This is a genomic window from Gilliamella sp. W8145 (assembly GCF_016101145.1).
GTDB classification, from domain to species: domain Bacteria; phylum Pseudomonadota; class Gammaproteobacteria; order Enterobacterales; family Orbaceae; genus Gilliamella; species Gilliamella apis_A.
The window spans coordinates 192,090-204,144 of the sequence record NZ_JACFRC010000002.1; the positions used below are offsets into that span (position 1 = coordinate 192,090).

At 36.5% G+C, this 12,055-nt stretch carries 10 protein-coding genes and 2 pseudogenes; 9 read left to right on the forward strand and 3 right to left on the reverse strand.

Features of this window, described 5'->3' with window-relative positions; genetic code table 11:
• Positions 1-59: 59 nt before the first annotated feature.
• Positions 60-1,469 (reverse strand): glutamate--ammonia ligase, encoded by a 1,410-nt coding sequence (gene glnA, locus H3T80_RS08385; protein ID WP_198201392.1) that lies wholly within the window; start codon positions 1,467-1,469, stop codon positions 60-62.
• Between the two features lie 465 nt (positions 1,470-1,934).
• Complete coding sequence (locus tag H3T80_RS08390; protein ID WP_146208347.1) at positions 1,935-2,123, reverse strand: hypothetical protein; 189 nt, start codon at positions 2,121-2,123, stop codon at positions 1,935-1,937.
• A 246-nt stretch (positions 2,124-2,369) separates the two neighbouring features.
• On the opposite strand from H3T80_RS08390, the gene H3T80_RS08395 reads away from it, so the two are divergent.
• The 3 genes from H3T80_RS08395 to gpsA are packed head-to-tail and all read left to right on the forward strand — an operon-like array spanning position 2,370 to position 4,374.
• Positions 2,370-2,810 carry a rhodanese-like domain-containing protein gene (locus H3T80_RS08395; RefSeq protein ID WP_110448508.1) on the forward strand — a complete coding sequence of 147 codons (441 nt, stop codon included), beginning with the start codon at positions 2,370-2,372 and terminating at the stop codon, positions 2,808-2,810.
• 25 nt (positions 2,811-2,835) lie between these two features.
• On the forward strand, positions 2,836-3,318 hold the full coding sequence (gene secB, locus H3T80_RS08400; RefSeq protein ID WP_110448509.1) for a protein-export chaperone SecB: 483 nt from the start codon (positions 2,836-2,838) through the stop codon (positions 3,316-3,318).
• A gap of 42 nt (positions 3,319-3,360) precedes the next feature.
• Positions 3,361-4,374, forward strand: coding sequence for an NAD(P)H-dependent glycerol-3-phosphate dehydrogenase (gene gpsA, locus H3T80_RS08405; RefSeq protein WP_034900767.1), 1,014 nt, complete (start codon positions 3,361-3,363; stop codon positions 4,372-4,374).
• A 250-nt stretch (positions 4,375-4,624) separates the two neighbouring features.
• On the opposite strand, the gene H3T80_RS08410 is transcribed toward gpsA, so the two are convergent.
• Entirely contained in the window at positions 4,625-5,599 is a 975-nt protein-coding gene (locus H3T80_RS08410; RefSeq protein ID WP_198201393.1) for a hypothetical protein, read from the reverse strand.
• Positions 5,600-5,799: 200 nt separating this feature from the next.
• On the opposite strand from H3T80_RS08410, the gene aas reads away from it, so the two are divergent.
• The 6 genes and pseudogenes from aas (at position 5,800) to H3T80_RS08435 (ending at position 12,053) form a co-directional block, all read left to right on the forward strand.
• Positions 5,800-7,947 carry a bifunctional acyl-ACP--phospholipid O-acyltransferase/long-chain-fatty-acid--ACP ligase gene (gene aas / locus H3T80_RS08415; protein WP_198201394.1) on the forward strand — a complete coding sequence of 716 codons (2,148 nt, stop codon included), beginning with the start codon at positions 5,800-5,802 and terminating at the stop codon, positions 7,945-7,947.
• Between the two features lie 15 nt (positions 7,948-7,962).
• Positions 7,963-9,150, forward strand: coding sequence for a lysophospholipid transporter LplT (lplT, locus tag H3T80_RS08420; RefSeq protein ID WP_198201395.1), 1,188 nt, complete (start codon positions 7,963-7,965; stop codon positions 9,148-9,150).
• Positions 9,137-10,048, forward strand: a complete 912-nt coding sequence (gene murQ / locus H3T80_RS08425; protein ID WP_110448513.1) for an N-acetylmuramic acid 6-phosphate etherase — start codon at positions 9,137-9,139, stop codon at positions 10,046-10,048. Before lplT ends, murQ begins: the two co-directional genes overlap by 14 nt.
• Positions 10,049-10,259: 211 nt before the next feature.
• Positions 10,260-10,626: pseudogene (locus H3T80_RS12425) on the forward strand (PTS sugar transporter subunit IIA); the annotation flags it as partial.
• Between the two features lie 65 nt (positions 10,627-10,691).
• Positions 10,692-11,231 (forward strand): annotated as a pseudogene (locus H3T80_RS12430) (PTS system mannose/fructose/N-acetylgalactosamine-transporter subunit IIB); the annotation flags it as partial.
• Between the two features lie 21 nt (positions 11,232-11,252).
• Positions 11,253-12,053 carry a PTS mannose/fructose/sorbose transporter subunit IIC gene (locus tag H3T80_RS08435; RefSeq protein ID WP_065577640.1) on the forward strand — a complete coding sequence of 267 codons (801 nt, stop codon included), beginning with the start codon at positions 11,253-11,255 and terminating at the stop codon, positions 12,051-12,053.
• Positions 12,054-12,055 lie beyond the last annotated feature (2 nt).

Here is a 12,055-nt window from a genome sequence, read left to right on the forward strand (position 1 = left end):
CTCATTACATACCACCGCCCTTCAGCGGTGGTTAAAGCTTTAAATAATACAATAATGACTTATAGACTGTAGTAGAGTTCAAATTCAACCGGATGTGGTGTCATACGAACACGATCAACATCTTGACGTTTTAAGTCAATATAAGCATCAATAGTGTCATTAGTAAATACATTACCACGAGTTAAGAATTCACGATCCGCATCTAACGCGTCAAGAGCTTCTTCAAGTGAACCAGCAACTTGTGGAATTAATTTAGACTCTTCTGGTGGTAAGTCATATAAGTTTTTATCCATCGCATCACCCGGATGAATCTTATTGATAATACCATCTAAACCTGCCATTAATTGTGCTGCAAATGATAAGTATGGGTTACCTGCTGGATCAGGGAAGCGAACTTCAATACGACGCGCTTTAGGGCTAGTAACCACTGGAATACGAATTGATGCAGAACGATTACGCGCAGAATATGCAAGCATAACTGGTGCTTCATAACCTGGTACTAAACGTTTATAAGAGTTAGTCGCTGGGTTCGCAAAAGCATTAATTGCTTTTGCATGTTTGATAATACCACCAATATAGTATAACGCCATTTCAGAAAGGCCAGCATATTTATCACCAGCAAAAAGGTTTACGCCATCTTTAGCAAGAGATTGGTGACAATGCATACCTGAACCGTTATCGCCAAACATAGGTTTTGGCATAAATGTTGCGGTTTTACCATAAGCATGAGCAACATTTTGTACAACATATTTATAAATTTGAACTTCATCAGCTTTTTTAGTTAATGTATTGAAACGACAAGCAATCTCATTTTGGCCTGCAGTTGCAACTTCATGGTGATGAGCTTCAACAACTAAACCTAGTTGTTCCATGATTAAACACATTTCAGAACGAATATCTTGTGACGAGTCAACCGGAGGAAGTGGGAAATAACCACCTTTAACGCCAGGACGATGCCCCTTATTACCTTCTTCGTATTTAGTACCAGAGTTCCAAGCTGCTTCGATATCATCAATATGAACAAAGCTACCAGACATTGGCGATCCAAAACGAACATCATCAAATAAGAAAAACTCAGGTTCTGGTCCAAAAATAACGGTATCAGCAATACCTGATGATTTTAAAAACTCTTCAGCACGTTTAGCAATTGAGCGAGGGTCACGGTCATAACCTTGTAAAGTCGCTGGTTCTAAAACATCACAACGAATATTTAATGTTACGTCTTCAAAAAATGGATCAATTACTGCGCTTGATGCATCTGGCATTAAAACCATATCTGATTCGTTAATGCCTTTCCAACCAGCAATGGAAGAGCCATCAAACATTTTACCATCTTCAAAAAAATCAGCGTCGATTTGACTTACAGGAATTGTAACGTGTTGTTCTTTACCTTTAGTATCAGTAAAACGTAAATCAACAAACTTAACATCGTTTTCTTTTATTAGCGTTAAAACTTTTTGTGTAGACATGTAGCTTCTCCATTGAGGACATATAATAATTGTTCAGTTTAAAGGCATTTTGCCTATTTATTAGATTGTATGCAAATATGATGCCAGTTTTTCATTAACCATTTTAGACGGTTTTTAATGATTAAATAATAGCAGAAAAAGCATGAATGCACCATAATAATGCATAAAGCACCAAAACAACGCACCAAAATGTCACATAAAGCCATTTATGTCACTGTTTTGCTCCATGACAAAGTGGTTGATTGGCTACACTGCATAAATAAGTTATATATTGAATCTTCGAAAACCGATTATGATTAAATAAAAAATCATTTCATCCCCATCACGTTTAAATGTTTCATTTAAAAAAAACGAAGTTTCATACAATAAGTTATCTTTTGAATTAGCGATCAAAACTGGATTTTGTTGATGCCAATAACAGCATAAATGTTTCAGTTCACCCATCCTCATAGTTTTAATCAAATATTAATGGGCTTGCTTAGCATATTTACCGTCAACTTTATAAACTACAGTTATCCGCCATGTTTGACCTTCATCTTGTATTTGACAATCATAATATTGAAAATAATCAGGTGCATTAGCATCAATTTCCAGAAAAAAATTTCGACAGGTTAAATTTGGGTCAAATAGTAATGGCTCATCGGTTATTTGCATGTTTTGATCTAAGTTTACGGTTTTATTTGTAGCACAATTATTTTGTTCGGCTAAAACAGACGAGATTATAGTAACTAAAAGCAAAACCACTAAGATAAATCATCTAAATAACATTAATTCTCACCTTAGAATTCTTTAGTTCTTATTAGCTTAAAATAAGATTTCTCCCTTTAGATCTGTATTTCAGTAGACAATATCGTTATAATCTTATCTTATTTTTAATAAAAATTAGGTAATCATAAAAGTATGGACTTTGTTACGCTCGAAATTATACCTTTTGTCAAAAATCATCTTTTACTTTCATTAGGTTGGGTTGTGTTATTTGTTGCAATCATTGTATTAACCGTAAAAAGTAAATTGTCAAAAGTAAAAATAATTAATAACGCGCAAGCAATTAATATGATCAATAAACAAAATGCAGTTATTGTTGATATTCGTTCAGCAGATAGCTTCAAAAAAGGGCATATCACTGAATCACACAACATCTTACCTGTTGATATAAAGAATGCTAGTGCTAAAACTATAGAAAAATTTAAAGAAAATATCATTATTGTGATTGATGAAAATGGCTTAACATCAGCAGGCATTGGTGAAGTATTAGTCAAACAAGGTTTTTTACATGTATTTACATTAAAAGATGGTATTGCTGGTTGGAACGGCGAAAACTTACCATTAGTTAGAAAATAATATAATTTTAAAATAAGGTTTTATCATGACAGAACAAAACAATACACAACAACCAGAAACACAATTTGCAATTCAACGTATTTACACTAAAGATGTTTCTTTTGAAACCAATAATGTCCCTGAAATTTTTACTAAGCAGTGGCAACCAGAAATGAATTTAGAGCTAAATTCAGCATCACAAGCATTAAGTGATGAAGTGCATGAAGTTTCTTTACGTGTTACCGTAACGGTAAAACAACAAGAAGAAGTTGTGTATATTTGTGAAGTTACCCAATCAGGAATTTTCTCTCTTATTGGTTTTGATGATGCACAAATTCAACATTGTGTTGGTGCTTATTGTCCAAACATTTTATTCCCTTATGCGCGTGAGGTTATTTCAAGCCTAGTGAATAAAGGGACATTCCCACAACTTAATTTAGAGCCAGTAAATTTTGAAGCATTGTTCATTAACTATTTACAACAACAAGAACAACAAGCGCAAAATAGTGTAACTGAAACCTTACAATAATCGTAATTGTTAAGTTAATTAATAAAGTCTATTGGATTATATATGAGTAAAGATGCTGCAGTGACTGTAATTGGCGCAGGTTCTTATGGAACCTCACTAGCAATATTACTAGCACGTAATGGCCATGAAACCTTATTGTGGGGACATAACCCAGATAAAATGGCTATTTTGCAGCATGATAGACAAAATAGACAGTTTTTGCCTGATATCCCTTTCCCAGAGCAACTGCAAATTGAAGCTGATTTAGCCACTGCTGTTGCTGCTGCGCCAATTTTACTTATTGTTGTACCAAGCCATGCGTTTGGTAGTATTCTTAAACAAATAAAACCATTGTTAAGAAAGGATAGTAAAATTGTTTGGGCAACGAAAGGCCTTGAAGTTGATACTGGACGATTATTACAAGATGTTGCACGCGAAGTTTTAGGTGACAAAATTCCATTAGCGGTTATTTCTGGTCCTACATTTGCTAAAGAAGTGGCATCTGGTTTACCCACTGCAGTTACTGTTGCGTCAACTGATGAACAATTTTTAACAGAACTACAAAATTTATTCCACTGTAGTAAATCGTTTCGAGTCTATAGCAGTAAAGACTTTATCGGTGTTCAACTCGGTGGGGCGGTCAAAAACGTAATTGCCATTGGTGCTGGTCTGTCAGATGGACTTGGTTTTGGTGCTAATGCTAGAACAGCATTAATTACTCGTGGATTGGCTGAAATGATGCGATTAGGCGAAGCACTTGGTGCCGATCCCGCCACTTTTATGGGGATGGCAGGATTAGGTGATTTAGTACTAACTTGTACCGATAACCAGTCACGAAATCGCCGTTTTGGTATTTTACTGGGTCAAAACAAATCAATTCAAGAAGCACAAGAAATCATTGCTCAAGTAGTTGAAGGCTGTAGAAATACTAAAGAAGTTTGGTCATTAGCACAAAAATATCACGTCGACATGCCTATTACTGAACAAATCTATAAAGTACTTTATGAACATAAAGATCCAAAACAGGCAGCTATGTCATTATTAGGTCGTTCACAAAAAGAAGAGCTGAAAAGCTAAGTTTCGATCTTAGAGCCGCCCTTACCTCGCATTATTTTATTGATAATGGCTAATCTATTATTGATTTTAATAAGTAATACCATTAACGACAATTTTAAGCGCTAAAAACACTTTCCTATAATTTTTTATTTTATAGAACTAACTTATTGTTAATACTAATAATAAGCACTATTAATGCCAATTTTAGACATTAAAAAACCCCTTTCCTCAAATTTTTGGTTAAGGGGTGATTTGGGGTTAAAAAGAATTATTAGATAGTCGTTCCAATACCCTTTTGTTTAGCTTTCTGATAAATATCATAACCGACATAGACATCTAAAACTGCCGTTCCCACAGTTTTAAATAACGTGATTTGCTGATCGTTTTGACGACATTTTTGCGGATCGATAACTAAATCTCCCAATTCATAAAAATCTTGTTTTGTGACTAAATTTTGATTAATTGGGTCGATAATATCACCAGCTTCAGCAAATACACCATCTTTAGTATCAAGTACACGAATATCTGCTTTTGCCACTATATTACTTGGGATTTCGTGCATCTCTGGTGTGTAAGCACCTACACCATTGATATGAGTTCCGGGTTTAACTAACTCACCATTGAAAGTCACTTCTTTTGATGTAGTCACTGAAGTAATAATATCAGCATGGCGAATATCTTCATCCAAATCTTGTGTAAAATAGAGGTTAGCCGAAAAATGGCCAAATCGTTTTTTCATCTCTTCAGTAAATTGCTTGCCTTTTTTGGCATCAAGCCCATAAATAGCTACATCTGTTAACTGCCGTACCGTTAACATAGCTTCTAATTGTGCCGCTGCTTGCCCTCCAGTACCAATTAATACTGCTCGTTTAGCATTCTTTTTTGCTAATAAATCCGTGGCAGCACCTTGTACCGCACCGGTTCGCAATTGAGTAACAAACGTGCCATCTAATATCGCACAAACTTCGCCCGTTTGAGGATCGATCATAAACACTTGCGCCGGAACTGATGGTTTACCCAATTTAGGATTATCAGGAAAAACCGAGACAATTTTTAAACCAACAACATCGTTTTCTTTAATATGAGCTGGCATAACTAGGCATTGTCCTTTTTGCATATCAAAGTTGATACGTAAAGGTACTTCACTATTACCCTTAGTATAAATTTTTAATGCTTGTTTATCTGCTGCTACAGCATCTTTCATGGTATAAAATTGTTGGATATCTTGAGCTGTTAAAATTAACATTTTCATTCCTTACTGTTATTTAACTTTTATTTTACTTTTTTACTCTTTATTGTCTATTAATTAATATTTCAAACTGAAAGAATTCGCATAACAAATTGTTTAATATCAATTAAATTCAATTGAAATTTAGCTTCTTGTATATTGCAATAATTTTCACTATTATGACAGAGTGCAATTTTGCACGGAAATTGAGAAATCAGATGTTATTTAAAATATTAAAATTTTTTTTAAAGATTTTATTCCATGTCAAGATTCAAGGTAATCTTGATAACCTAAAACAAGACAGACTTCTTATCACTCCTAATCATGTTTCCTTTCTAGATGGCGTTTTAATCGGCGTATTTTTACCAGTAAAACCAGTATTTGCTATCTACGCAGGATATATTAATCACTGGCTAGTTCGTTTAGCCAAACGCTATGTCGATTTTGTGCCAATGGATCCATTAAGTCCTATGGCAATAAAAAAGTTGGTCCGTGAAATTGAAAAAGGCCGACCAATTGTTATTTTTCCGGAAGGTCGAATTACCATAACCGGATCATTAATGAAGATTTATGATGGTGCGGCATTTGTTGCGGCACGTTCTCAAGCGACCATTGTACCTGTTTGGATAGAAGGTGCCGAATTTACCTTAACCAGTCGCTTAAAAGGCTTATTTAAACGTCGTCTATTTCCAAAAATTACTATTCATGTATTGGAACCAAAATCAATCCCAATGCCTGACGCAGCAAAAGCAAGTGATCGAAGATATATTGCTGGTGAAAAATTACATCAAATTATGATGAATGCCAGAATGGCAAGTCGCCCTAAATTAACCCTTTTTGAGGCTCTACTTGAAGCTCAAGTTCGTTATGGCGTAAAATCAAGAATGGTTCAAGACCCTACCACTCATGAAGCCTCCTATCGAAACTTACTTAAGCAGATTATCGGTGTAAGTTGTATTATTTCTAAAATTACCAAACCGAAAGAACGAGTTGGCCTATTACTACCCAATGCAACAATTACTGTTGCCACTATTTTTGGTTTATCAGTTAAAAATCGTATTCCAGCAATGCTCAACTACACGGCTGGTACTAAAGGATTAACCTGTGCAATTACTGCTGCTGAAATAAAAACCATTATTACTTCACGCAAATTTATTAAAAAAGGGAAGCTTGATTACCTTTTAGAAGAAATTAACGATGTAAATTGGTATTTCCTTGAAGATTTGCGCAGCAGTTTGAACTTTTTTGATAAACTATACGTTGCCGTACATCAATACATTCCTCGATTAGTTAAACGACGACAATCAAGTCAAGACGAGGCTTTAGTTCTATTTACTTCAGGCTCAGAGGGTAATCCGAAAGGGGTCGTCCATAGCCATGGCAGTTTATTGGCTAATGTCGAACAAATTCGTACTGTTATCGATCCAACGCCTGCTGACCGTTTTATGTCGGCGTTACCTCTTTTCCACGCCTTTGGCATTACCGCAGGCTTATTTTTACCGTTGTTCTCTGGCAGTCGTACGTTTTTATATCCAAATCCGTTACATTATCGTATGGTACCGGAAATCATTTATGACCAAAACTGTACAGTGTTATTTGGAACACCAACATTTTTAGCCAACTACGCCCGATATGCACATCCATACGATTTTATGCGTTTACGCTACGTAGTTGCTGGTGCTGAAAAACTTTCTGATGCGGTGCGTGAACAATGGAAAGATAAATACGGTATTCGAATCTTAGAAGGTTATGGTGTAACCGAATGTGCACCCGTTGTTGCTCTTAATGTGCCGATGGCATTTAAAGCTGGTACTGTTGGTCGTTTATTACCGGGAATGGAATCAAGATTAATACCCGTTCCAGGCATTAGCAATGGCGGAGAGCTACAACTTAAAGGACCTAACGTAATGAAGGGTTACTTACGTGTTGAGAAACCGGGGATACTTGAAGAGCCAGTTGCTATTGATGAAAACGGTAATGTGGATAAAGGTTGGTATGATACCGGTGATATCGTTGCGATTGATAAAGATGAGTTTTTAACTATCAAAGGACGATTAAAACGCTTCGCAAAAATTGCTGGCGAAATGGTCTCACTTGAAAATGTTGAAGCTTTAGCTAAAAAGGTCGATGTTGATGCCATGCATGGTGCAACAGTAAAAGCCGATGCAGCCAAAGGAGAAGCTATTGTGCTATTTACTACCTCGACTAAATTAACTAGGGAACAGCTGAATCAGGCTGCGCAGGATTTAGGTATCCCTGCATTAGCGATCCCTCGAGATATTCGTGTTGTTAAAGAGTTACCATTATTGGGTACAGGTAAAATCGATTTTATTACCTTACGCAAAATGGCCGATGAGAATCAATAACAGCAAGGATTCGATATGTCTAAACAACCATTGTTATCAGTTGGCATGGCAGCGACCATGCTAGCTCAGTTTTTTTCAGCCTTTGCTGACAATGCAATTTTTTTTGCTATTCTTGCTTTTATTAAGCAGCTCCATTATCCAGAATGGAGCCAATCAGCATTGCAAATCGGTTTTGTAATTCCTTTTATCCTTCTTTCTCCTTTTGTTGGTCAATTTGCTGACAGTATGTCGAAAGGCAAAGCGATGATGATTGCAAATGGGGTTAAATTATTAGGTGCAGCGATTATCTGCTTAAATATCAATCCATTTTTAGGCTATTTTTTAGTCGGTGTTGGCGCAGCCGGTTACTCACCAGCAAAATATGGTATTTTAGGCGAACTCACTTCCGGCGATAATTTAGTTAAAGCGAATGGCTTAATAGAAGCGTCAACCATTGCAGCTATTTTGCTTGGTTCACTTGCCGGTGGCCATATTGCTGATTTAGATATTACTTTAGCGTTGCTTACTTGTGTTGTTATGTATGGACTAGCGGTAATAGCAAATATTTTTATTCCCAAATTACCTGCTGCTCGACAAGATATTGAGTGGAAGTTGATAAGTATGATAAAAGATTTCGCTAAAACCATCAAAATCATCTTCAATAATAAACAAGCCCTTTATACTTTACTTGGTACCAGTCTATTTTGGGGGGCAGGCATTACTCTGCGTTTCTTATTAATCAGCTGGGTACCAATTGTTTTAGGTATTACCGACAATTCAACTCCAACGAATCTAAATGCTGTTGTAGCAATAGGTATTGTTATTGGTGCGGCATTGGCTAGTGCTTTGGTTTCAATTTCGAATACATTACGTTGTATTCCAGCTGGGATATTAATGGGATTTGCCGTCATCGCATTCACGTTACAAAGTAATATGATTAGCTCTTATATATTATTAGTTGTGATTGGTGCATTAGGCGGTTATTTTTTAGTGCCATTAAATGCACTAATTCAAAAAATTGGTAAAGAGCTTGTCGGTGCCGGAAGTGTTATTTCAATACAGAACTTAAGCGAGTATAGCGCAATGATGATTATGTTAAGTGCTTATACCTTAGCTGTCGCTTGTGGATTATCAGTCATTACAATTGGCGTCGGTTTTGGTATGCTATTTGTTATTCTTATTGCTTTTGTATGGTTAGGGTTAAAATCACATGCCAAACATTAATTTATCGGCTATGGTCACCGAAAATCGCAACAATGCGAGCGAAAATATTGACTGCGCATCCACAATTGAAATTCTGCAAATTATCAATAATGAAGATAAACAAGTGGCACTCGCAGTCGAAAAACAACTTACCTACATCGCTAATGCCGTGGATGCAATCAGCAATGCATTCCTAAATCATGGCCGTTTAATCTACCTTGGAGCTGGGACCTCGGGGAGATTAGGTATTTTAGATGCTAGCGAATGCCCACCCACTTATGGAACACTGCCAGAACAAGTCATTGGCCTAATTGCTGGCGGTAAACCTGCCATATTTAAAGCTGTCGAAAATGCAGAAGATTCACCCCAATTAGCAATTAATGATCTAAAACGTATTAATTTTAGTGCTAAAGATATTTTAGTTGGTATCGCTGCTAGTGGGCGCACACCTTATGTTATTGGCGGCATGCAATATGCAAAATCACTTGGCGCTACAGTGGTAAGTTTATGTTGCAACCCTAATGCACCTATGATTAATTTGGCTAATATTGCTATTACTCCTATTGTCGGAGCCGAAGTCATTACCGGTTCATCAAGAATGAAAGCAGGCACTGCACAAAAGATGATCCTCAATATGTTAACAACAGCCAGTATGATAAAAATCGGCAAAGTTTATGGTAATTTAATGGTTGATGTTGAAGCCACTAATGCTAAGCTTGTTGAACGACAAATATCAATTGTTATGCAAGCCACCGATTGCAACCGAGATATAGCTATAACAACGTTAAATCAATGTAATCAACATTGTAAAACAGCTATTTTAATGATTCTTGCCGGACTAACCGCTCAGCAAGCCAAAACAAAACTCGAACAAAATAATGGTTTCATTCGTAAAACATTAGTACAAAATAATATCTAATTTATTCTCTTATTGAGCAGTAGTCTTAGAAAGCATGACATAATTTTTATATGTTAGTTAAATGAAGATTATTTAATCAGTTAACAATTATTGTTATTAATCTTTGATACAGATCAAGGTAATAACTTATGTTGTTAACTAAAATAAAATCACTTTGCTTTATTTTATTAACTTTATATTAGCAATAATATAAAAACCTAGGAGGTACGTTATGGTTGGAATTATCCTAGCAACTCATGGTGAGTTTGCTGAAGGTATTTTACAATCAGGGACGATGATATTTGGCGAGCAAGAAAACGTTAAAGCCGTTACCTTGCACCCAAGTGATAGTCCTGAAAGTTTAAAAGAACGGATGCTAGCAGCAATAGCTACTTTCGATAACCAAAATGAAGTACTGTTTTTAGTTGATTTATGGGGTGGAACGCCATTTAATCAAGCCAATACACTTTGTGGCGAACACCCTAATTGGGCTATCGTTGCTGGTTTGAATCTTCCTATGCTAATCGAAGCCTATTCATCACGTTTATCCATGGATAGTGCCAAACAAGTGGCTACAGCAATTATAGAGTCAGCTCAGGAAGGAATTCGAACCACTGTTGAAATTGCGGCTAAACCACAAGTAAACAACCAACAATCAAATACTATCCCAGAAGGTACCGTGTTAGGTGATGGTAAGTTGAAAATAGTATTAGCTCGTGTTGATTCGCGCTTATTACATGGTCAGGTGGCGACGTCTTGGACTAAAGCCACAAATCCTAATCGTATTATCGTGGTTTCCGATTCAGTAGCCAAAGATGAATTACGGAAAAAACTAATTGAAGAGGCGGCTCCTCCTGGAGTTAAAGCCAATGTCGTGCCAATTAAAAAGATTATTCAAGTTGCCCATGATCCGCGTTTTGGCAATACCAAAGCCTTATTACTGTTCGAAAACCCTGAAGATGTACTGCGTGCTTTAGACGGTGGTGTCGATATTGAAACATTAAATGTGGGTTCAATGGCACATTCAGTTGGCAAAGTAATGGTCAATAAAGTGTTATCAATGAGCGCTGAAGATGTTGATGCATTCGAAAAATTGAAAGCGAAAAATGTGAAATTTGACGTTCGCAAAGTGCCTAATGATTCAAACGATAATATGAATGAATTATTAAAAAAAGCGAAACAAGAATTAGCTGAACAAAACTAGTTTAATTAAGGGGTTATTATTATGACTTTATCAATTGTTGCTATCATTCTAGTGATAGTTATTGCTTTTTTAGCCGGGATGGAAGGTATTTTGGATCAATTCCAATTCCACCAACCATTGGTTGCTTGTTCCTTAATTGGTCTGGTAACAGGTAATCTAGAAGCTGGTGTCGTACTAGGTGGATCATTACAGATGATTGCATTAGGTTGGGCAAATATTGGTGCCGCTGTAGCACCTGATGCCGCTCTTGCTGCTGTAGCTTCATCAATTATCTTAGTGCTTGGTGGTCAAGGTGTTGCAGGTGTATCAACTGCGATTGCCGTTGCCATTCCGCTTGCTGTTGCCGGCCTATTTTTAACTATGATTGTGCGAACGATTGCCGTACCTTTAGTACACTTAATGGATGCCGCAGCTGAAGAAGGTAATATTCGCAAAATAGAATGGCTACAAATGTTAGGTGTTTGTTTACAAGGTCTACGTATTGCTATTCCAGCTGCTGCACTATTATTTATTCCTGCTGAAGCCGTCAAAGAAGCATTAAACGCAATGCCTGAATGGTTAACAACTGGTATGGCTATTGGTGGTGGAATGGTTGTTGCCGTTGGTTATGCCATGGTAATCAATATGATGGCAAACCGCGAAGTTTGGCCATTTTTCATTATCGGTTTTGTGGTTGCAGCAATATCACAATTAACGTTGATTGCACTCGGTGCCTTAGGTATCGCTTTAGCACTGATTTATATAAACCTTTCTGAACGTGGTAATTCATCAAACGGTGGAAGTAAAGGCGATCCACTTGATGATATTTTGAATGATTACTAGGA

Excerpts from the sequence above, each read along its gene's own strand:
- H3T80_RS08395 (WP_110448508.1), top strand. The coding sequence starts at position 2,370 with ATGGACTTTGTTACGCTCGAAATTATACCTTTTGTCAAAAATCATCTT.
- secB (WP_110448509.1), top strand. The coding sequence starts at position 2,836 with ATGACAGAACAAAACAATACACAACAACCAGAAACACAATTTGCAATT.
- murQ (WP_110448513.1), top strand. The coding sequence starts at position 9,137 with ATGCCAAACATTAATTTATCGGCTATGGTCACCGAAAATCGCAACAAT.
- aas (WP_198201394.1), top strand. The coding sequence starts at position 5,800 with ATGTTATTTAAAATATTAAAATTTTTTTTAAAGATTTTATTCCATGTC.
- glnA (WP_198201392.1), bottom strand. The coding sequence starts at position 1,469 with ATGTCTACACAAAAAGTTTTAACGCTAATAAAAGAAAACGATGTTAAG.
- gpsA (WP_034900767.1), top strand. The coding sequence starts at position 3,361 with ATGAGTAAAGATGCTGCAGTGACTGTAATTGGCGCAGGTTCTTATGGA.
- H3T80_RS08390 (WP_146208347.1), bottom strand. The coding sequence starts at position 2,123 with ATGCAAATAACCGATGAGCCATTACTATTTGACCCAAATTTAACCTGT.
- H3T80_RS08435 (WP_065577640.1), top strand. The coding sequence starts at position 11,253 with ATGACTTTATCAATTGTTGCTATCATTCTAGTGATAGTTATTGCTTTT.
- lplT (WP_198201395.1), top strand. The coding sequence starts at position 7,963 with ATGTCTAAACAACCATTGTTATCAGTTGGCATGGCAGCGACCATGCTA.
- H3T80_RS08410 (WP_198201393.1), bottom strand. The coding sequence starts at position 5,599 with ATGTTAATTTTAACAGCTCAAGATATCCAACAATTTTATACCATGAAA.